The organism is Sphingopyxis macrogoltabida (assembly GCF_001307295.1).
GTDB classification, from domain to species: domain Bacteria; phylum Pseudomonadota; class Alphaproteobacteria; order Sphingomonadales; family Sphingomonadaceae; genus Sphingopyxis; species Sphingopyxis macrogoltabida_B.
The window spans coordinates 29,038-49,920 of record NZ_CP012701.1; the positions used below are offsets into that span (position 1 = coordinate 29,038).

Annotated in this window: 19 protein-coding genes and 3 pseudogenes; 11 read left to right on the plus strand and 11 right to left on the minus strand. The window is 57.6% G+C overall.

The features are described from left to right. Positions 1-51: 51 nt before the first annotated feature. The 3 genes from AN936_RS22365 to AN936_RS24890 all read right to left on the minus strand — a co-directional run bounded on the left by AN936_RS22365 (position 52) and on the right by AN936_RS24890 (position 2,901). Entirely contained in the window at positions 52-1,200 is a 1,149-nt protein-coding gene (locus AN936_RS22365; protein ID WP_054590518.1) for an efflux RND transporter periplasmic adaptor subunit, read from the minus strand. 11 nt (positions 1,201-1,211) lie between these two features. Next, a complete protein-coding gene (locus AN936_RS22370) occupies positions 1,212-2,426 on the minus strand; it encodes a TolC family protein (RefSeq protein WP_234715868.1) in 1,215 nt (404 codons plus the stop codon). A gap of 106 nt (positions 2,427-2,532) precedes the next feature. Then, positions 2,533-2,901 carry a hypothetical protein gene (locus AN936_RS24890; RefSeq protein ID WP_149037821.1) on the minus strand — a complete coding sequence of 123 codons (369 nt, stop codon included), beginning with the start codon at positions 2,899-2,901 and terminating at the stop codon, positions 2,533-2,535. 161 nt (positions 2,902-3,062) lie between these two features. On the opposite strand from AN936_RS24890, the gene AN936_RS22380 reads away from it, so the two are divergent. The 3 genes from AN936_RS22380 to AN936_RS24410 all read left to right on the plus strand — a co-directional run bounded on the left by AN936_RS22380 (position 3,063) and on the right by AN936_RS24410 (position 7,861). Then, positions 3,063-4,418, plus strand: a complete 1,356-nt coding sequence (locus AN936_RS22380) for an IS1380-like element ISPme1 family transposase (RefSeq protein ID WP_012112698.1) — start codon at positions 3,063-3,065, stop codon at positions 4,416-4,418. Beyond that, positions 4,409-7,315, plus strand: a complete 2,907-nt coding sequence (locus tag AN936_RS24405) for a TonB-dependent receptor (RefSeq protein WP_084758339.1) — start codon at positions 4,409-4,411, stop codon at positions 7,313-7,315. The genes AN936_RS22380 and AN936_RS24405 overlap by 10 nt, the downstream gene beginning before the upstream one ends. A gap of 117 nt (positions 7,316-7,432) precedes the next feature. Then, complete coding sequence (locus AN936_RS24410) at positions 7,433-7,861, plus strand: aldehyde dehydrogenase family protein (RefSeq protein WP_084758683.1); 429 nt, start codon at positions 7,433-7,435, stop codon at positions 7,859-7,861. Between the two features lie 38 nt (positions 7,862-7,899). On the opposite strand, the gene AN936_RS24415 is transcribed toward AN936_RS24410, so the two are convergent. The 4 genes from AN936_RS24415 to AN936_RS24425 all read right to left on the minus strand — a co-directional run bounded on the left by AN936_RS24415 (position 7,900) and on the right by AN936_RS24425 (position 9,989). Beyond that, on the minus strand, positions 7,900-8,703 hold the full coding sequence (locus tag AN936_RS24415; RefSeq protein ID WP_084758684.1) for a DUF3703 domain-containing protein: 804 nt from the start codon (positions 8,701-8,703) through the stop codon (positions 7,900-7,902). Then, the gene (locus AN936_RS22390; RefSeq protein ID WP_054590521.1) at positions 8,700-9,326 is read right to left on the minus strand and encodes a cation transporter; all 627 of its coding nucleotides are present in this window, start codon (positions 9,324-9,326) and stop codon (positions 8,700-8,702) included. The genes AN936_RS24415 and AN936_RS22390 overlap by 4 nt, the downstream gene beginning before the upstream one ends. 74 nt (positions 9,327-9,400) lie before the next feature. Continuing rightward, entirely contained in the window at positions 9,401-9,625 is a 225-nt protein-coding gene (locus AN936_RS25675) for a GDCCVxC domain-containing (seleno)protein (protein WP_082744320.1), read from the minus strand. After that, on the minus strand, positions 9,618-9,989 hold the full coding sequence (locus tag AN936_RS24425) for a hypothetical protein (RefSeq protein WP_082745492.1): 372 nt from the start codon (positions 9,987-9,989) through the stop codon (positions 9,618-9,620). The genes AN936_RS25675 and AN936_RS24425 overlap by 8 nt, the downstream gene beginning before the upstream one ends. A gap of 81 nt (positions 9,990-10,070) precedes the next feature. On the opposite strand from AN936_RS24425, the gene AN936_RS22395 reads away from it, so the two are divergent. From AN936_RS22395 to AN936_RS22410, 3 genes are all read left to right on the plus strand, one after another. After that, positions 10,071-10,514, plus strand: coding sequence for a MerR family transcriptional regulator (locus AN936_RS22395; protein ID WP_054590522.1), 444 nt, complete (start codon positions 10,071-10,073; stop codon positions 10,512-10,514). Next, positions 10,511-10,915, plus strand: a complete 405-nt coding sequence (locus AN936_RS22400) for a MerR family transcriptional regulator (RefSeq protein ID WP_054590523.1) — start codon at positions 10,511-10,513, stop codon at positions 10,913-10,915. Before AN936_RS22395 ends, AN936_RS22400 begins: the two co-directional genes overlap by 4 nt. 112 nt (positions 10,916-11,027) lie before the next feature. After that, positions 11,028-12,394 (plus strand): IS3 family transposase gene (locus AN936_RS22410; protein WP_120222458.1). Its coding sequence is split into 2 segments (ribosomal slippage): positions 11,028-11,379 and positions 11,379-12,394, totalling 1,368 coding nucleotides; the frame shifts between segments, so codons are not numbered across the junction. A gap of 277 nt (positions 12,395-12,671) precedes the next feature. Here the strand turns inward: AN936_RS22410 and AN936_RS22415 are convergent. After that, positions 12,672-12,911, minus strand: a complete 240-nt coding sequence (locus tag AN936_RS22415) for a transposase (protein WP_149037822.1) — start codon at positions 12,909-12,911, stop codon at positions 12,672-12,674. A 239-nt stretch (positions 12,912-13,150) separates the two neighbouring features. On the opposite strand from AN936_RS22415, the gene AN936_RS22420 reads away from it, so the two are divergent. Both AN936_RS22420 and AN936_RS25680 read left to right on the plus strand, forming a co-directional pair. Beyond that, entirely contained in the window at positions 13,151-13,699 is a 549-nt protein-coding gene (locus AN936_RS22420; RefSeq protein ID WP_054590526.1) for a GNAT family N-acetyltransferase, read from the plus strand. 229 nt (positions 13,700-13,928) lie between these two features. Next, positions 13,929-14,132 (plus strand): hypothetical protein, encoded by a 204-nt coding sequence (locus tag AN936_RS25680; protein WP_054590527.1) that lies wholly within the window; start codon positions 13,929-13,931, stop codon positions 14,130-14,132. Between the two features lie 34 nt (positions 14,133-14,166). On the opposite strand, the gene AN936_RS22430 is transcribed toward AN936_RS25680, so the two are convergent. Continuing rightward, a complete protein-coding gene (locus AN936_RS22430; protein WP_054590528.1) occupies positions 14,167-14,499 on the minus strand; it encodes a four-helix bundle copper-binding protein in 333 nt (110 codons plus the stop codon). Positions 14,500-14,867: 368 nt separating this feature from the next. Between AN936_RS22430 and AN936_RS24435 the strand changes: the two genes are divergently transcribed. Next, positions 14,868-15,928, plus strand: a protein-coding gene (locus tag AN936_RS24435; RefSeq protein ID WP_149037823.1) for an IS630 family transposase whose coding sequence is annotated in 2 segments (ribosomal slippage) — positions 14,868-15,381 and positions 15,381-15,928 — 1,062 coding nt in all. Because the reading frame shifts where the segments join, the coding sequence is not laid out codon by codon here. 16 nt (positions 15,929-15,944) lie between these two features. Here AN936_RS24435 and AN936_RS22445 read toward each other — a convergent pair. Next, a pseudogene (locus AN936_RS22445) lies at positions 15,945-16,232 on the minus strand (MerR family DNA-binding protein); the annotation flags it as partial. A gap of 153 nt (positions 16,233-16,385) precedes the next feature. On the opposite strand from AN936_RS22445, the pseudogene AN936_RS24440 reads away from it, so the two are divergent. Further along, a pseudogene (locus AN936_RS24440) lies at positions 16,386-16,880 on the plus strand (DUF4158 domain-containing protein); the annotation flags it as partial. A gap of 51 nt (positions 16,881-16,931) precedes the next feature. Here AN936_RS24440 and AN936_RS22450 read toward each other — a convergent pair. After that, on the minus strand, positions 16,932-18,146 hold the full coding sequence (locus AN936_RS22450; RefSeq protein ID WP_006954973.1) for an IS256-like element ISSpma2 family transposase: 1,215 nt from the start codon (positions 18,144-18,146) through the stop codon (positions 16,932-16,934). Between the two features lie 158 nt (positions 18,147-18,304). Between AN936_RS22450 and AN936_RS22455 the strand changes: the two are divergent. Then, positions 18,305-20,830: pseudogene (locus tag AN936_RS22455) on the plus strand (Tn3 family transposase); the annotation flags it as partial. Positions 20,831-20,883: the final 53 nt, after the last annotated feature.

Consider the following 20,883-nt stretch of genomic DNA (forward strand, 5'->3'; position numbering starts at 1 on the left):
CCATCATTGCCGTGGTTCGGACTATCCTCGTGTGAGGGAGCCGTGGTTTGATCAATGCCCATGTTCGGCTTCCCCCTTTTCGAGTTCAGCTTTCAGCAGAAAGGCGTTTTCAGTCGCGACGGCTTGTCCGGCGCTCAGACCGGAAAGGATCGTCACCATTCCGCCCGAGCGGTTGCCTGTCTCCACCTCACGCGCCTGGAACCCGCGGCGGGTTCGAACAAACACGACGTCTTTGCCGTCAACGACCTGGACGGCATCTTCAGGAACAGCGATGCTGCGCTGATCCACTTCGCCGGAAGGACGGATGCGGGCCTGCAGGAAAGATCCGGGCTGGAGGCCAGAAACGCTTCCCGGAAGATTGAGAATGGCAGTTGCACTGCGGCTTTCAGGGTCGAGCGAAGGCGTCACCGAGCGCACGCTTGCACCGATTTCCCGTCCATCGCCGACGAGCAGGGCGGCTTCATCGCCGGGCTTGATCCGGACAGCATCGGCAGATGGAAGAGCGACCTCGATCTGCAAACCATTGGGATTGATGACCTGAAACAGTTCCTCGCCCGCATCGACATATGAACCGAGCACGATGGGCGCGGTTGTCACACGGCCAGATATCGGGCTGGTAACGGCCAGTGATCGGCCATCCCCGCTTACCCCCGCTGCCGAGACAGCGGCCTGTGCACGGGACAGTTCGGACCGGGCAACATCAAGATCTGCCCTGGCAGCTTCAAGATCCTGCCTGGCCGTGACGTTCCCCTCGAACAAGCGTCTCTCGCGGTCATAAGCGGAGGATAACGCCGTCACCCGCGCGCGCGCCGCACTCAATTGCGAAGCGAGGGCAGCAGCATCGGCGCTTTCGATCCGGGCGACCGTTTCGCCCTGACTGACATAGTCACCCAAAGTCTTGCTGATGCTGCGCACCACACCGGTGGCGCGGGCATCGATCCGTGCAGTCGCAGCCGGGCTGGCCGCAACCGTTGCGGGAAAGACCAGTTCAACGGCGGCGCCGGACTGCACGGTTTCAACCTTGATCTTGGCAGCGCGCAGTTGCTCATTACCGATCAGGACAAGTCCTTCCGGCAAGGCGATTTCGGCCACCTCACCGTCTTGCTGGACAGCAGCCTCGTTTGCGGGCCAGAGAAAATACAGCAGCGCTGCGGCGGCGATCACAATTCCGACGACAATCGCCAGCGTTCTGCGGTTCATGACAATATTCCTCATTGTGTGGCCAGCCTGATAAGTTCGGCTGCGGCCTGTCCCCGGTCCTGCTGCGCAGCGATCAGCGCTTCGCGGATCGCATCGCGGGCGTCGGCGGCGGCCAGCACTTCGATCAGCGGAAAGCGGCCATTGCTGTAGCCGATCTGCACCAGTCGAAGAGCTTCCTCGGCTTGCGGCAGGGATGTTGTGGATAGCGTTTCAACGCGCGCCTCGGCAGCCAGATAGGCAGCGCGGACGCGAGTGACGGCCTGTTCGTAGTCCGCGAGCGCAACAGCTTCGCGGGCAGTTGCTGCGCGCAGATTGGCTTCGGCAGAAGCGATATTGCCCTGATTGCGATTGCTGAACGGAAGCGGGATCGAGACGCCGACAATAAAGGCATTGGCGTTGCTCTCCTCGAACCGCCGCACGCCGGCCGAGATGGTGGGATCCGGGACGCGCAGGCTGCGTTCCCGCGCTATTTCTGCGGATGCGGCAGCTGTGTTGGCCCGCGCGAATTCCAGCTGCAATGGTGCACTGGTTGCCATTATCTGGTCCGGCGGTGCGATGGCAGGAAACTCGCTCGGAACCACGGGCGGCGCTGCCTGCTCGCTCCACAAAGCGGCAAGGCCGGTTCGCGCGGCAAGGCTGGCCGCTTGCGCAGCCTGCAGCTCAGCCTGCGCTTCAGCGAGCGCGGCTTGCGCCCGCAAGGCTCGCAGCGGTGGCTCGCGGCCGACCTCCACCAGCAGGTTCGCAATGCGCGCCAGTTCCTCGTTGCGCGCGACGATATCGCGGGCAAGATCAAGGCGCGATGCCGCCGCAACGGCTGTGATATAGCGTTCGCGCACCAGAAACCCGAGCTCAGCCTGCGAGAGGTTGGCCCTCAGGGTTGCAAGGTCGGCCTGGGCCTCGGCTGCTGCGATCCGCGCATCCCGCTTCCCGCCAAGTTCTAGCTGCTGGCCAACCGACAAGGTGATTTGTGTCGCACGTAAGCCGGAGAAGGCGCCGCTACCGGCAAAATCCTCAGCTTCGAGAGAGACCTGCGGATTGGGCCGCAAGCGGGCCTGACCGATGAGCGCCTGTGCTGCCTCGGTGTCAGCGCGCGGCCCGATAAGGCGCGGATTACTTTCGGCAAACGCGGAGCCATCTGTGACCCCGCTGCGGTCGAGCGCTTCATCGAGCGAAACAACCGCTGGCTCCTGCGCGGCAGCAGGCTCGGTAAAAGCGGCGAAGGCCAACCCTGCAATGAGGGCGCCCCGCCATAATATGGCTGACATTTTGGATGACTTCCTCTGCTGACGTTCAAAAAACGGCACCGGAAATCATTCCAGCGCGCGTGAAGCATCAGACTCGAGGAGGGGGGCTCACTATCTCGCGATCAACCGAAGGCAGACGGTCATAACGTGCCGACAGATGCATGGCCAAAAGCTCACGGCTCTCGATACCAAACGCCGCGCCCTCTACGTTAGAGCCGTGGTGGCAATGACCGTGAGCACACACGCCGTGCTGCTCGACAGGAGTATCGGGATCGCCCTTATCACTCTCGCCAGGTGCGTCTACCTGAAGCGAAGTGGTCGCAATTTCAGACCCGTCCAAAAATCCGGCTTCAGCCCCGCAGGTTGCGGCATCAGCGACCGTCGCCAGGACAAGCATCACCAGCGCCAAAAGTATGGCAAGAGGGCGCAGGGCAACAGGGCGGAGTGCAAGCGTCATGGACGTGATGGCGCCAGTAACATTGGCAAATGGGTGGAGCAAGGCCGAAGTATCTCGGTAATATATACCCACATTCTCCAAGTAAGTCGCTGATTTCGCTGTCGTAATCGTGATATTTCGCATATAAATCATGGCGTTGACGGCTGCGAGGGGCGCGTTTCATGGATCACCTGGAGGGTGCGGGCTTGGCGCGGGGAGATCGGGTTGATTTCGACCGCCGTGTGCGTCTGGAGTTCCGTGGTGCGCAGATCAGTTCAGACGGTGGCCTGCTGGTGATGCGCGAGCTTGATGACGTGCTCGGCCTGTCCAATCTGGCGTCGGAGGCGCTGCGAGACAGCCGCACCGGGAAGAACACGCTCCATCGGCTTGACGGATTGTTCCGGCAATCGGTGTTCGGACGACTGGCCGGATACGAGGATGTGAACGATGCCGACCGCTTGGCCCTCGATCCCGTGATGCGTCAGGTCGTTGGCGGCAGGGCCGTCGAGGCGCAAGCTGCTTCGGCATCGCAGATGGGACGGTTCGAGACCGAGACGCTGGCTCTGGCCGCGAACCGGGCGGCGCTGGCCGATCTGAACGGCCAATGGATCGACCGGTTTCATGACCGCAACGGGTTGAAATACATCGTGCTGGACATGGACAGCTCGGTCAGCCCCACCCACGGCGATCAGGAAGGTGCTGCCTGGAACGGGCATTTCGACTGCACCTGCTATCACCCCATCTTCTTGTTCAACCAGTTTGGCATGCTGGAGCGCTGCGCCCTGCGTAACGGCAATGTCCACAGCGCCGATGGCTGGCGGGATGTCCTTGATCCCGTCATTGCCCGATATGCTGGCCGCGACCTTGGTGGACGCTTCTTCCGGGCCGACGCTGCCTACGCGATCCCCGCGATCTATATGCGGCTGGAAGAAGCCAGGTTCTTCTACGCCATCCGTCTGCCCGCCAACGCCGTCTTGCGCGAGAAGATCGCGCATCGGCTGACACGGCCCGTGGGACGGCCTTCGCTGACCAAGGTCAAACGGTTCTTCGAGGACTTCGAGTATCAGGCGGCGTCCTGGGACAAGCCGCGCCGCGTCATCGCCAAGATCGAATGGCATCCGGGCGAGCTGTTCCCCAAAGTCGGCTTCATCGTCACCAACCTGCCGATGGAGCCAGACTGGGTGGTGAGGTTCTACAACCAGCGCGGCACCGCAGAGCAGCACATCAAGGAAGGCAAATATGCCTTTCGCTGGACGCGGCTGTCATGCCGGAAGTTCCGGCACAACGAGGTGCGGCTGCAACTGCACGCGCTGGCCTACAACCTGGCAACCTTCCTGCGCTGCATCGAACTGCCCGAGGCCATGGCGGACTGGTCGTTGACCAGCCTGCAACTCAAGCTGATCAAGATCGGCGCCCGCGTCGTCCGCCACGCCCGCGCCATTACCTTCCAGTTGGCCGAGGTCGCCGTCACCGGCCCGATGGTGCGGGCCGTCCTTGCCGCCATCCGCCGTCTTCGAACGCCTCCGTCATGCGCATGACCACGATCCATGCCCAAGCTGAACGAAAGCGGCAGGACAGGTCCGTCTGCCGCGCGGAAAAGCGGCTCTGCCGGGCCAGAATGCTGCGGGTTCGAGGCTTGATCCACCCGACTTCGGCCGTTTGCGCGACGACAGACACCGCTCGGGGCGAAAAACGCTTGCCCAGCGAGCAAAATCAGGCGATCTTGAAGTCAAGCGGCAGGCCACTTGGGGAATGTCGGTTGATTGCATCCGCCCTTGGCTATATGGGCGCGCCTGGGATTGCATCGGCAAATGATGATATTCAGCAGGAGGCCCCTTCTGCGCAAGCGCAGAGCGAACCAGAGAGCGACCGAAATCTAATAATCGTCACCGCTACAAAGCGCGAACAGTCCATTGTTGAGACGCCGATTGCCGTTACAGTCGTAGATGCCGAAATGTTGGTGCGTACCGGCGTTTCAGACATTACAAATTTGGAGCGGGCCGCCGCTAGCTACCAGATGAACTCCTCGGAGAGTACGACTGGCGGGCTGACGCTTCGTTTGCGCGGGATTGGAACCACCGGTAACAATATTGGTATTGAAAGTTCGGTCGGCGCATTTGTGGATGGGTTTTACATCCCGCGCCCAGGTGCGGTCCTTGGTGAATTGAATGATGTTCAGCAAGTTGAGGTCCTAAGGGGCCCGCAGGGTACGCTTTTTGGTCGCAACACTTCGGCAGGCGCTTTGGTCATAAAGACCAACAAGCCAAACCTTGATGATACAGAAGCATTCTTCGATGTTTCCGCCGGCAATTACGATCTGTTCAAGGTTCGCGGCGGGTTTAATGTTCCGGTTTCTGAAGGAAAAGTAGCTCTTCGGGTCTCTGGCTCGCATGCTGTGCGTGATGGATATGTTATTGGCCCGGACGGATATGATTCTAGCTCGATAGACCGATCTTCCGTTCGCGGACAGTTGCTATTTGACTTAGAAGATGCAGGCGTTTTGCGTCTATTTGCTGGTTATTCTCGAGGGGATGATCAATGTTGTTCGGCGGTGTGGTTGAATCACTCACCCTTTATTCAGGCTAACTCGGCACCATTTTCTGCATTTGGCGGAACAGCAGGGGCTGACTTTGTTGGTCGCCGAGCCCTAAAAGAAGGGTTGGCGAACGACAGCAACTATACCAACCCTTATAACGGTTGGAATGTTGGCGCCACGTATGATGTGGAATTGCCTTTCGCAAACCTCTCTTATCTAGGTTATTATGGCGAATCGAATGCTGATTCTTGTCGCGGCGATTACACTTCGCTTGAAATATACGCTGTTGGTCCCTGCCCCGAAGCTGAAGCTATCTTACCAAATGTGGACTTGGATGCGCTAAACGGCACCACGATTAAGTCGACATCGCATGAGCTCAGGCTTCAAGGGAATGCCTTTGAAGACAGTTTGGATTGGTTAATTGGGGCATACTATTCGCATGAGAAGATCGATCAACGTTATGCTTTGGTATTTTTGCGGGATATGCAGGCGGGCGTTAGCGTCGGTTCGTTTGGTTTTGCAGATTTCAATGAGCTAAATTTTGCTTCTAACGGCGTAGATGCAGCTGGCGACTATGCCGCGCCAAGGGCACAGCAAGATGGCAGTTCTTTTTCGGTCTTCACTCACAATGTGCTGGAGCTTACTGACGGGCTAAATCTGACGCTTGGTGCTCGATACATCACTGAAAAGAAAGATGCCCAAGTCGGCCACCAAGTTCCCGGACAGCACAACGCCTGCGAGGCAACATTCAACAATTTGACAAGCTTAACTTCACCTAATTTTGGTCTGTACAATGGGACGAATGGTTTCTTTGGCGCAGGGGGACCCGCACGACTGGCATCAGTTGTTCAATCGAACTGTTGGATATTCAATTCCGGTCTATATGATCCTAGCGACCCAAATAATTTCTTCACCCAATTTGCAAATACGAACGCGGCAAATACATTTGTGACTTCATACTTGAATCTAATCCCACAACCATTTGACAGAGATTTCAAGGATGACCAGCTCACCTATACTGCAAATTTAAGCTACGAAGTTGCAGATCAAACCTTCGTCTATGGTGGATTTACGCATGGATTTAAGTCCGGTGGATTTAACCTTGATGTTTCCGCTGCGGTTGGCGGTGCAGATCCGCGATTCCGCTCAGAGAAAATTGATGCCTTTGAATTGGGTTTCAAATCCGTATTCCTGAACAACCGGGCCTGGGCAAATATTGCCTTGTTCTATTCTGATCTTTCGGATTTTCAGGTGCTGGAATTTGATGGCACAAGGTTTAGCACATTCAATGTCGATAAAGCGCGCTCCAAGGGTGTGGAATTTGAATCAGCCTATGCGTTGTCTGACGCATTATCCCTAAACCTGGCTGCCACTTATACAGACGCCAAATATCCCGATGATTGCACCACATTTGATCCGACAGATGCGAATTTCAACGGCTCTGTCACTGCATTGTGCGGTCAGCAATTCACGAATGCGCCAAAATTGGTTGTGATTGGTGGTGCCAATGTTGATACCGAGATTAACACAAGCGGCGCCTCGATGTTCGCAGGTTTCTCGGTTCGTTATGAATCAAAAAGGCGCACCAGTACTTTGCCTACTGAAAGACCTGCGACCTTTGGTCTGACGACCGAAGCTCAAGTACGGGACGCGGTGGCAGCCGCCATTGCGGCACCATTTGATATCCAGAAATCGAACGCGAAGTTGGATCTTCGCCTTGGTTTTAGAACTGCAAATGAGAAGTTCACCATTGAGGCTTGGGCTCGCAACTTTTTTGATGTGCGGACAAGGTTTTTGACATTCCATATTCCGCTTAGAGGATTCTCTGGCCAGCGAGCACGTGGTGCATTTGTCCAAGAGCCACGGACCTATGGACTGACCCTGCGCGGCAAGTTTTAGTAGAACTCTCCGCTCTACCAGATGCTGGGAATTTGGTGAGCAAAGACTAGCGATCAGGCGAAAGTCTGATCGCAACTTTTTTGACTGAGCAAGCAGCACATAGAAGAGGCATATCAAATGAAAATACACAGCAAACTGTATATCGGCGGCGAATGGGTTGATCCATTGAATCCGTCAATATTTGAGGTTGTGAATCCCCTCACCGAAACAGTTTGTGCAACCGTTGCTGGCGGTGGAGAAGATGATGTCGCTCGTGCGGTGGCAGCAGCCAGGGAGGCGTTCAAGGAGTTTTCCCAATCTAGCGTTGAAGATCGCAGGGCCATGTTGGAACGGATTGCGGCTGGAATCAAAGCTCGAGCTGACGAGTTTTCAGAAGCAATTAGCATGGAAATGGGAGCACCAACTTGGTGGTCAAGCAGGGCGCAAGTCCCGGCCGGCATTGCCCATTATTCAACCGCGGCCAAAGTTCTGGAGAGTTTTGAGTTTCAGAAGATTCAAGGCACTACAGCCATACGACGCGAACCCATTGGCGTTTGCGGGATATAAGGTTATATTGTCACACCGCAACTGAGCACGATCTGGCATCACCTGCTTCCTTGATCAGGCTGATCAATTTCCAGTTGAAGGTCATCCGGCACCGGCATTGGCGCAAACGCGCTTACATTAGATCGCCCGGTATTGCCGACAGGCAGCCGCCCAGTCAGCGTTCCAAGTGGTGCCAGAATCATCCGGACCATCTGGCCCAGAACTTCGCTCCAATCGCGCTTCTCGATCGCAAACCCCAGCATGGCGCCATGACTGGCGAGATGTGGGCCAAGATAGAGCTGCGAAACGATATGCACCCGCTCCAGATGGTGCCACGCACGATCATCGTCGCCTGCTTCGACCGCTGACTGGTATGCCGCCATTTCATCCGCGATCACCCGCCGCGCAGCAAGGCTCTTGGCAAGCCCCCGCCAGCGCCGCTGCCGGTGCCAATAGAAGATCTGTGCAAAGGCCCAGATGAACGGGGTCAGAGCCCCGGCCGAAACTTCGACCTCGTCGCTGTAACGCGTCCCGCCCTCCTTATCCGGCGCGACGGTAATCCAATGATCCCACTTCGAGATGAGGGCACTATAGCCGTCATCACGCAGTCGCTTGGGCCACTGGGTGCCCTGAGCTTCGTGCAGGGACGTCACGATCCACTGGGTCCCAAAGGGGATCATGCCGAACAGCCGGAGCTTAACCTGATAGCGCCCGCCGGGCTGAAAGCTCTCGAACGCCGCGTCGTCGACCGGGATGAAGCGCACCAGCGGCCAAGCGATATTCTGCAATAAGCCCGCCGTCTGGACCTCTGCCCAGACGGTGTCCGGCTTGAGCGCGATATGTGTCGCACGGGAAACCTTCATGCCGCAACGCTCCCCAACTCACGTCGTGCCTGCCGGACAATCTGGATGCCGCCACTGATCCCAAGCAGCGCCAGGATCGCTGCAACAATAAGGTCGGGCCAGGCCGTCCCGGTGCCGAACACGCCAAGTGCAGCCGCCATCACGGCGATATTGCCGATCGCGTCATTGCGCGAGCAGATCCAGACCGAACGCATGTTCGCGTCACCGGTGCGGAAGCGATAGAGCATGATGGCGACACCGGTGTTGGCCGCGAGCGCGAGCGCGCCGATGATCCCCATCAATTCAGGCTCGGGTGCAGCTCCGCCGAGCGCTGCCAGAACGGCCGTGATCATCACCCAGCCACCCAGACCGATGAGGGTAAGACCCTTGGCCAGCGCGGCCCGGGCCCGCCATGCCAGCGCCATGCCGGCGACCAGCAGGCTGATCGCATAATTGGCGGCATCGCCCAGAAAATCGAGCGCATCAGCCTGCAATGCGCGGCTGTCAGCGGCAGCCCCTGCCGCCATTTCTACCGCGAACATGCCAGCGTTCACACAAAGCGCGATCCACAAGACCCTGCGCCAGCGCGGGTCATTCAGCGTTGCCGTCGTTCCGCACGCGGCCTTGCAGCAATCATCAGCCATCTTCTTACCTTCTCGACAATCTGCGAGTCGGCACTCTATCTACACCCTGTAGCAACTATAGGGTCAAACGCATTCTATCCGCAGCCACCACAATCATCGCCTTGCTGGATTGGCGGGCATTTCTCCGTTCCATATGAGCAAAACACGCAGCAATCCCCGGCCAGTGGGCGAAGCAGTGTGTGACAACCACTACAATCGTAGAAGAACCAGCATGCGTCTGTCGGCATGGTTTCCAGCTTTTGTGTGCCACATTCTGGGCAGGTCAGTGTGGACTGGAGGACGACGGCCCGATCAGACATAAAAAATTCCAGCAGCAAGCAGTGTGACTCCGACTGCCAATCCAACGGCAAGAGCAATCCGCAACCACCGCGGCGAACTCGCCGCCACACCGCCACAGCGGACAGCGTTTTGATGCGCCCGCCAAAGCAAAAATGCCGAGATCAGCAGGGACAGCGCGCTGATGACGATCCAAATCTCGCGATAGGGGGCTGCAATTGACGCGATACCCGCAAGCCAAGCCGTTCCGATACCCGCCGTTGCCAGCAAGATCGGCAATGCACAGCAAGCAGCCACTCCAAACGCTGCGCCAATGCCGCTGACGGTCAGTAAAACTGCTCCGCCGAGTTTTGCTTTGTAAGATTGGTCGTCCGGTTGGTCGGCCATCGCTAGCTCCTTGTCGAATCATGACCAGGAGCTTACCGTCTGTAGCTACTACAGACTCAAGCGATTTTTGAGGGCGCCCTTTTGACCCAGCAAGAATTTCCGATTGGAGCATTGTCGCAGCAGTGCGGATGCAACATCGAAACGATCCGCTATTACGAACGGATCGGCCTCATTCCGCGTGCCGACCGACGCGGACGGTATCGCTACTACACAACCGGAGATGCTGATCGTTTGCGCTTCATCAAGCGTGCCCGCGCTCTGGGATTTGCGATCGAAGAAATCCGAAATTTGCTCACGCTAACCAAATCAGCATCGGAAAGCGGCATTGATGCCTGCGCTGACGCTAAGGCGATTGCGCAATCAAACCTGCAGATTGTGAAAGCGCGGCTTGAAGACCTCAAGCGGATGGAGGCGGTCCTCACTGATGCGATTGGTGCTTGCGACCAAGATTCGTTCAAAGGCTGCCCGATCCTTGCCACGCTGAGCGGGACTTACTGGACCGGTGAAAGCGGAACTCCGGCATGAGGATCGGCGAGTTGGCGAGCGCCACGGCGACCAAGGTCGAGACCGTGCGCTATTACGAAAAGATCGGGCTGCTGCCTCCACCCGCACGGACAAGCGCCAATTACCGGGCCTATGGGACTGATCATCTGGCGCGCCTGTCGTTCATCCGCCGCGCCCGCGATCTCGGCTTCACGCTCGAAGCCGTGCGCGAGCTCCTCACGCTGTCGGATGACAAGTCCCAATCCTGCGATGCGATTGACGGTATCGCTCGCGTCCACCTCACCGAAATCGACCGCAAGATCGCCGATCTGAGCGCGCTGCGCGGCGAACTCGACCGGGTAATCGGATCCTGCCGACACGGGACAGTGGCCGACTGCAAGATCATCGAGACACTTGGACCGCGTAAGATGGCCTCGGCGTAACCATCTCGCGTTACCAACCGAATTGACTGTCCCCCGTCAGCACCAATGGCACAGATTTGAGGTTGTGATTTAAGGAGGGTTGGGGCTTCGTCGTAGTGACGAAGGAACGAAGATGAAGACCCAACCCTCCGTGAAAAAATCCCCTCCCAAGAAGGCCCCAGCTGAGCGGGTGGTCAAGGATATCCGCCGAGCAACCCGGCGCCATTTCTCTGCCGAAGAAAAGATCCGCATCGTGCTGGACGGCCTGCGTGGTGAGGACAGCATCGCAGAGCTGTGCCGCAAGGAAGGCATCGCCCAGAGCCTGTATTACACTTGGTCGAAGGAGTTTATGGAAGCAGGTAAGCGCCGGTTGGCCGGTGATACCGCCCGTGCCGCGACCACTGGCGAGGTGCAGGATCTGCGCCGCGAAGCCCGCGCCCTGAAGGAATGCGTGGCCGACCTGACGCTGGAAAACCGTTTGCTCAAAAAAAGCATGATCGCGGATGGGGGCGACGAAGAATGAGGTATCCCGCATCCGAGAAGCTCGAGATCATCAGGATCGTCGAGCAGTCCCACCTGCCTGCCAAGCGAACGCTGGACCAACTCGGCATCGCCCGGCGGACGTTCTACCGCTGGTATGACCGCTACCTCGCAGGCGGCCCGGAGGCGTTGGCGGATCGGCCATCGGCTCCAGGCCGGGTGTGGAACCGGATCGCGCCCGAGGTGCAGGACCAGATCGTCGAAATGGCGCTGGAGCAGTCCGAGCTGTCACCGCGCGAACTGGCGGTGCGATTTACCGATGAGCGCCAATACTTTGTGTCCGAAGCTACGGTTTACCGCCTGCTCAAGGCCCACGATCTGATCACCAGCCCGGCATACGTCGTGGTGAAAGCGGCTGATGCGTTCCATACCAAGACGACCCGGCCGAACGAGATGTGGCAGACCGATTTTACCTACTTCAAGATCATCGGGTGGGGCTGGATGTATCTCTCCACCGTGCTCGACGACTTCTCGCGCTACATCATCGCCTGGAAGTTGTGCACCAACATGCGGGCCGAGGATGTGACCGACACGCTGGATGTAGCGTTGGTCGCATCCGGATGCGACAGCGCCACGGTGTTGCACAAGCCCCGGCTGCTCAGCGACAATGGTCCCAGCTACATCGCGGGCGAACTGGCTGAATACATCGAGGCCAACAAGATGAGCCACGTGCGCGGCGCCCCGATGCACCCCCAGACCCAGGGCAAGATCGAGCGCTGGCACCAGACCCTTAAAAACCGCATCCTGCTCGAGAACTACTTCCTGCCCGGCGACCTTGAGGCCCAGATCGAGACCTTCGTCGAGCACTACAACCACCGCCGATACCACGAGAGCCTAAACAACGTGACGCCCGCAGACGCCTACTTCGGCAGGGCACCAGCCATCATCAAACAACGCGAAAGGATCAAGCGACAGACCATTGAACATCGGCGCTTGCAACACCGTAAGCTCGCCGCCTAAAACCCAACAACAGACGAGGCCCGCACTCCGCTAATTTACGCCGCGACCTGTGCCAAATGTTCTGACGACGGACACCTAGGCTCAGCCTGTATTGCTCCCGGATATGGGCCAGCACTGCCATGTCGTGCGGGAACGCTCATCGGTCGCGTGTGCCATTAACGATAGCCACGCGTGCTGATCTGCATCACCCGGCAGATCGTCTCGACCGGCCAGACATGACGCCAGCTCTCCACGAATGCAAACCTCACGGCCGCTGGCTCGCGAAGAACTGCGTGGCCTACTTTAGGATGTCCCTCTCTTCCTTGAGCATGCGGTTCTCAAGGCGAAGCCGTTCGTTCTCGCGGGCCAGATCTGCCTGCGGCGCTGATACCAGATCAGATGGCCGATACTGCGCAAGCCATTCGCCCAGCGTCGACTTACCAATGCGCAAATCCTTGGCCACACGCTCACGCGAAAGCCCACTGGTCAGCGCAATCCGCACCGCCTCCTGCTCGAACTCTTCGAAATGCTTCATCATCTCGTCGGTCTCCTGTTGCGAGCTCTAAACGCTTAGGTGACCGGCACAAAACCGTTACAAGTCCACACCAGAACCATTTCTCCATCCCGTTAAGTCTTCCGCTGAGGGATAAGCGAATCCCGCGCGTAATGAGAATGGGATATAAATGCATCCGACAGCGGCTCCGCCGCACCTGCACAAGTGTCCAATCCGTGCCAACAGCGAGAGATGCCGCGACGAGGGGCGCAAAGGAAGAAGCAATGGACCGCTCTATGCTGAAGCGATTGGTTGAATACCGGGTCAACTGGATCCTCACTCAAGACCACAAGGTCGCAACAGCGCAGCCAGGTGAACGCCTAAGGACCGCTGCCATGTCGGATCATGTGCGGCGAGTGCTTCGGAATCATCCTGACGAGCGCGTCAGGAGTGCCCTCAGCTTCGAAAACGCGGGCTATAAAGGATTCGCGCTGCTCCTCGATCAAGAGCCGGTATGCGTCGTTCATTTCACCGACAGCGCCCATTACGAACATGCAGCAACCTGGCCTCTCGCCGATCATGAAGTCGCGCTGGTCAACATAATCACATTACCGCAATATCGATCTCGCGGTTATGCCTCCCAACTCATTAAGGAGGCCACCGCAGAGCTGGTGCCAGATCCTTTTGTCCGTGCGATCGCATTCATCTGGTGGAACCACACCGCATCTCTTCGCGCGTTTCGCAAGGCGGGTTGGAAGCGGATAGGATTCTCCCTCGAGCTCGTGCGGCGGAAGGGTCGAACTTTCACCATGCGGATCCCGCTCTTGCCCTAGCCTGTCAGACCCCAGGTGCCGTTGGCGACCGCGGGGGAGCGTCGGACGCCGATGCTGAATGAGGAGGGGCGCATCTTGCTCTGAAGCATCGGGCGCTGCACGGGTACGAGGCGATTGGGACGATCGTCGTGGGCTTTGTCATCGCAAATGGCCCGGTCTGTGCCTGACTGCTGGTAGGAGCCGCAACGCACTCGTCTCTTACGGCCGGTTCCTCCTCAGCAAGCAGGCGTTGTTCGTCGCCATGCTGGGCCTCGCCTCGTTTGACCGCTTCCGCCTCACTCCGGCACTCGAGTACTCGATCAGCGCGGGCGATCATGCCGGCGCGCTGCGCGCGCTGCGGCTGAGCCGGGGCGTCGAAACCGCCCGCATCGTCTCGATCCTGGCGCTGGTCGCCTGGCTTGGGACGCTCGAACCGCCTGCGTCCGCCATGTGAGGGGCGGGCGTTCCAATCACCCGCCCTGGTCGCGCTAGGCGGCCATCTTCTCGCATTCCTCGGCGCAACGGTTACAGGCTGCGACGCAATCCTCCATCCCGTCTAGCCCTTCGCAGCTTGCCGCGCACGCGCGACAAATATCGGCGCACTCGCGGCAGATGTTGGCGTGGCGCTCGGATTTGCGCGCTATGCAGTCGATCGCGACGCTGCAGATCTGCGCGCAGTCCAGCATCAGCTTGATATGTTGCGGTTCGGAGTGTCGCCCGCCCGCCTCGAGGCAGTGGTTAATCGCCATGTGGAGGCAGGTGATGTGGCACTCGTGACAGGCGTCCATACACGCCTTCATCTCAGGATCGATTTGATGCATTGTCTTTCCTTTCATATGAGCCCTGCTCCTCTCGGAGATACGCGGTTCTTGGCGGCATACCTCGCCGGCGTCGGGGGCCTCGCCGCTTTTACGGCTTGGACCATAGTTCAAGGTCAACCCTGTTCTTTCGCACAACGGGTCCCATGGTCAGCGCACGAATAGGGTTACGACGATGATCCCGGCACCGAGCGCCAGGAGGGTCAGCAACGCCATCGCGGCGATCTGCGGGCGCGTGACGCGCGGTTTGCCCATCATCTCGGAATGCTCGTGGTCGCGCTTATACCAAGGCGCACTGAGGGTGACTCACGCGAGGGATTCCCAACCGGCTGAAATTATGATTCGTTGCGGCAGGCGTATGGAGGCTTGCAATGGCGGCAGCGATTGGGGTTCGGACCGATTACACATCGTCGGATTTACGGGGATTTGCCCGACGGTGCAGTGACCCGGATCAGGTTCGCCGGCTACTGGCGCTGGCGTTGATCGTTGACGGCGGAAGGCGGAGCGATGCAGCCAGGTTTGCCGGTGTCACCCTGCAGATCGTGCGCGACTGGGTGTTGCGGTTCAACGAGGGCGGTCCTGATGGCCTGGCAACACGCAAGGCACCGGGGCGAGCTTCGATCCTGAATGATGAGCAACGCGCCCGGCTGGCGGAGCAGGTCGAGGCTGGGCCGATCCCTGCTGCCCATGGCGTTGTGCGCTGGCGGCTTGCTGATCTGGCGCAATGGGTCTGGGATGAGTTCGCGCTTTCCGTGACCCGCCATACCCTGGGGCGCGAGCTTCGCGCGATGGGATATCGCAAACTCTCGGCGCGACCACGGCACCACGGGCAGAAGCCCGATGACATTGTCGATTTTAAAAAAACTTCGCCTCCCGTCTGGAGCAGATCAAACGAAAGCTCCCGAGAGGAACGCCAATAGAGCTTTGGTGGCAGGACGAAGCACGCATCGGCCAGCAGACCAAGCTCACCCGGCGTTGGGCCAGACGCGGGACCCGCCCATCAGCGCCCAAGGATCAACGACGCTCCTCTGCATGGCTGTTTGGTGCGATATGCCCCGCTGGAGGAAAGGCAGCCGGCATCGTCATGCCCAAATGCAACAGCGAGGCGATGAGCATGCATCTCGAGGAAATCGCCTTCCACATCGCGCCAGGCGCGCATGCGGTGCTGCTGCTCGATCAGGCCGGATGGCACGGCTCGGCCGAACTGGTCATACCATCCAATATCACCCTCATGCCTCTGCCGCCCAGGTGCCCGGAACTCAATCCGGTGGAGAATGTGTGGCAGTTTATGCGCGACAACTGGTTGTCGAACCGCATCTACCAATCATACGACGACATCGTCGACCACTGCTGCTTCGCATGGAACAAACTCGTCGATCAGCCATGGCGAATTATGTCGATCGGCCTACGAAGGTGGGCGCATGGGTCATGATCAATGCGCATTGGTATTAGGGCACTCCGATCGCAAGATCGTCCAGGATCGGGCAATCCGGCCGATCCCCGCCCGCGCAACGACGCGCGAGATCTTCGAGCGACTTACGCATGGCGCGGAGCTCGCGCTCCTTGACTTCCATTTCCTTCGCCCGCGCGAGCGCGAGCGCCTTGACCTCACCGCGCGCACGATCGCTGTTCTGCCAGAGCGCGACGAGCTGCGCGATCTCGGCAATGGGAAAGCCGAGATCGCGCGCGCGCCGGATGAAGCGTAGCATATGCACGTCACGGTCGTCATAGTTGCGGTAACCGGAATCGGGGTTCTAGGGATTTTCCGTCCAAAAACGACAAAGTGCTCTGGAAGCCCCGCCATCTATGGCCTCTAGAGGGGTATTACTTTTTCCATATCCCTATTTTGGCTCTGATTGGGTAAGATTTGGCCTTTTTAGGCTAAATCCATGGCATTCGATGAACGTGTTCAAATCTTGTCCGAGGCGGAACAAGAACAGTTTTATGGACCTCCCGCTTTCACCTCAGCAGACCAACGCTTCTTTTTCTCGCTGAACGATAAGGAACTGGCTATCGCTACAAGCCTACGTCACCGGGGTCAGCGCTACATGCTGGTTGTACTGCTGGGCTATTTCAAGGCCAAGCCGGCGGTGCTTCATCCCGGTTTCCACCAGATCAAGCAGGATCTCAAATACGTTTATCAAACCATTCTACCAGGGCCGGGCTGTAGACCCTTTAATCTCACGCCAAAAGAGAACGAACGGATTTACCAACGTATTTTCCAACTCTGCAACTACCAGCGCTGGAATGCCAAAGACCACGGAGCTGCGTTGAGCGCCTACTTATCCCAGCAAGCCAGAGCCTGGACGGCTCCAAGACACCTCTTCGATGCGGCCATTGAGTATTGTTCGAGACAGAAGATAGCGATCCCTGCCTACAGCACGCGGTCGCGTCCGTCAAGGTGGTGTAATTTCGGCTGTGGCCGTGGGCCATCGTCAGGCGGCTTTGGCGGTGATGTGTAGGGGCTGATTTTCCTCCTCGATCATGGGTTGGTTGAGTTCGGCCATGCCTTCGATCTGCATGTATCGGTGCTGGAGCTGCCACTCGTCGTTCTGCTCCATCAGCACAGCCCCGACGAGGCGGATGATGCTGTCTTCGTTCGGGAAGATTCCGACGACGTCGGCGCGGCGCTTGACCTCCTTGTTGAGCCGCTCGAGCGGATTGGTTGAGTGTAACTTCGTGCGGTGCTGGGTGGGGAAGCCGGTGTAGGCGAGCACGTCGGTTTCGGCCTCGTCCATGCAGGCGCCGAGCTTGGGCCAACGGGTGCGCAACTGGTCGGCGACCTGTCGCCAGACCTGCGTTGCGCTTTTCTGATCGGGCTGCAGGAAGACCTGGCGGATCGCGGCGGCGACGACAGTGTTCTGGCCCTTGGGCACATAGGACAGGGCATTGCGCATGAAGTGCACCCGGCAGCGCTGCCAGGTGGCGCCCATGACGCGGGTGATCGCGCCCTTGAGGCCCTCGTGAGCATCGGAGATGACCAGCTTCACGCCGGTAAGACCGCGCCGAACAAGGTCCTTCAGGAAGTCGGACCAGAAGACCTCCGCTTCCGAGGGGCCGATATGCAGGCCGACGATCTCGCGCCGGCCCTCGGTGTTGACGGCCATGGCGATTATTGCGGCAACGCTGATGATCCGCCCGCCTTCGCGTACCTTGAGATAGGTGGCATCGAGCCAGAGATACGGCCATTCGCCGGTGAGCGGGCGTTTCAGAAAGGCATGGACGCGCTCGTCAATGTCCTTGCAAAGCTTGGAGACGGTGGACTTGGAGATGCCGGTCATGCCCATGGCCTGGACGAGTTCATCGACCCGCCGGGTGCTGACCCCGCCGATCCACGCTTCCTGGATCACCGCAACCAGCGCTTTCTCGACCATCTTGCGGGGCTCAAGGAAGCCCGGAAAATAGGACCCAGCACGCAGCTTGGGGATTTTCAGGTTCAGCGTGCCTACCCGGGTATCCAGCGAACGGTCGCGATAGCCGTTGCGCCAGGTCGCGCGCTCGCTGCTGCGTTCGTGGCGACCCGCGCCGATCAGGCCATCAACGTCGGCCTCCATGATCAGCTGCAGCACGTTCTCGGCGATGGTGCGCAAAAAATCCGGTTGGCCGCCCTTTGCAGCCAGCTCTTCGATCAGTAATCTGTCCTCGGTCATCGGGAACTCCTCTTCGTCACGGTTGAAGTGTGCAAACTCCACCATAACGATGAACCCGGTGGCCACCAGCGACGCCGCATTCCGGGGTGGGGCATGCCCCACCCCGGAATACACCATCGCCTACACCGGAAATTACACCACGAGCGCGGACGCTAACCAGCACGCTGCAAAAGATCATCAGTCAAGTGGTGGGAGATGAACAGGAAGACATGGCCAACCGCCTTGAGCGTGCAATGTCACAAGATCTTAAGCATGCACTGGCGGATCTCGTAAACGGCGAAGGTGCACTACCGTTCCGGCAGTTGCGACAATCGGCTCGTAACTTCACTGGAACCGAACTTGAGAAAGAGCTGGTTGTCTATCGCAACATCCAGCATTGGATGTCAGAAGTGGACCTGCTCTTGAGCCTGCTTTCACTGTCGCAGAAAAATCAACAACACCTGGCGGAGAAAGTCGACTACTACGGCGCCAAACTGAAACGGCAAACCATAAGCAACCAACGGCTGTATTTGTTGTGCTATTTGCAAACGCGATGGCAACAAGCACTCGAACGTATTGCCGATGGTTTTGTGCATCATGTCAGGCAGACCAAACAGAAGGCAAAGGAGTACGCAAAAGAAGCGGTGTATCAGGATTGGCAAAAAGCGGCCAAAAATGTCAGCAAGGCGGCCGAAGTGCTCCATCTATTCATTGATGACGAAATTGATCTGCAACTACCGTTTGCAACAGTAAGACAAAAAGCACTGAACCTCCTGGCCAAAAAGGATCTGGAATCGGTATGTCTCTTCTTGAACGAGCAGCGGCGATCAGTCGATGAAGCCATGTGGCAATACTACGACGAGAAAGAAAGCCTGCGTAAAGGTTTACTGCGAGAGTTATTTCGATGTCTGCGCTTTGAAGGCAGCGATGGCACTCAGCACTTAGCGACTGCCTTGGCGAAAGCACAAGGCGAAATCGACACCCTGGCCCAATTGCAAACCGCCGATACCCGGTTTCTACCGAAAAAAGTACACGAATACCTGCTGGATCGTGACGGTAACATCCTGTTAGATCGTTATGAGTGGTTCCTCTATCAGCAGATTCCTGATCGCCTGAATGGCCAACTAACACTGCCTGAAATCATTAAATACCGGGCGCTTGATGCTGATCTGATCGACGGGGAGCATTGGCGAAAACATAAATATACGCTGCTGCAACAGAGCCAGCTAACCGATTTGGCCAAAGAGCCTGAGAAACTGATAAAGCAGATGGCCACTGAATTGGATACCCGTTTATTCGAGGTCGGTGAATATCTTGAACAGGAAGACAACCGGAATATCATCTTGCGCAATCCGCAGGGTAAACACTTCTGGCGCTTACCTTCGGCCAGCAAACATCATCTGGTCAACAATCCCTTCTTCCAGCAAATCCCTACAACGGGTGTCGCGGATGTACTGCGCATGGTGGATCGTGACACCGGCTTCATAGACTGCTTCGCGCATGTGCTGGGTTCCCAATCCAGAAGCCGTTCCCATGAATATGATCTGTTGGCAATTCTGGTCGGCAATGCAACCAATCAAGGCATTTACGGTATGGCACAGATCTCTGATCGTACCTATGATCAGCTCAGCACCATCCAGGCAAACTACCTACGTTTGGAAACCTTGAATGATGCCAACGACAACATCAATAACGCGACCGCCAAGCTGCCCATCTTCAGGCACTACAACATCCAGGAGGATGTTTTACACGCAAGTGCCGACGGCCAAAAGTTCGGAGCCCGGCGCGAGACGTTCAAAACCCGTTACTCGTCGAAATACTTCGGTACACAAAAAGGCGTTTCTGCTATGAGCCTAATCGCCAATCATACGGCCATTAATGCCAGGGTAATTGGTGCCAACGAGCATGAATCTCACTACATCTTTGATTTGTTGATGAGCAATACGTCAGACATTATTCCGGATGTGCTCTCAACCGACACCCATGGTGTGAACCATGTGAATTTCGCGTTGCTCGATCTGTTCGGATACCAGTTTGCCCCGCGCTATGCCCAGGTCGGTAAAGTGATCAATGACATGTTTGATGTCAAGGAAGACAAAGACCATAGAATACAGCTACGCTTGAAAAAGCCCATTAACACGCATCGAATTGCGCAGCACTGGGATACCATCCAACGGATCGCAGTATCGCTTAAACAACGGAAAACAACACAAGCCACCTTGGTGAGAAAGCTCTCGGGATACAAGCACAATCACCCGTTGCTGGAAGCCCTGACTGAATACAACCGCCTGGTGAAAGCGAATTATCTACTGTGCTACATCGATGATGCCAGTTTAAGAAACTATGTTCAGCGCGCGCTGAATCGTGGAGAGGCCTATCACCAACTGCGTAGGGCAGTGAGCAGCGTAAATGGGGATCAGTTCCGGGGCAGTTCAGACGAAGAAATCCAGCTATGGAATGAGTGCGCTCGTCTAGTCACCAATGCCATCATCTATTTCAACTCCAGGATACTCAGTCAGCTGCTGACCAGCTTCGAATACCATGGAGACGCCCATAGAATAGGAATCGTCAAACAGGCCTCCCCTGTGGCTTGGCACAACATTAACCTCAAGGGGACTTACCATTTCGAATTGAGCGAAAAATTGCCAGAACTGGAGGAGCTTATGCGCTCAATCGAGGGATATTTACCTGTCAGGGAAAAGTAATACCCCTCTGGAGGCCACGGCCAGAGAGGCCTCCAGAGCACTTTGTCGTTTTT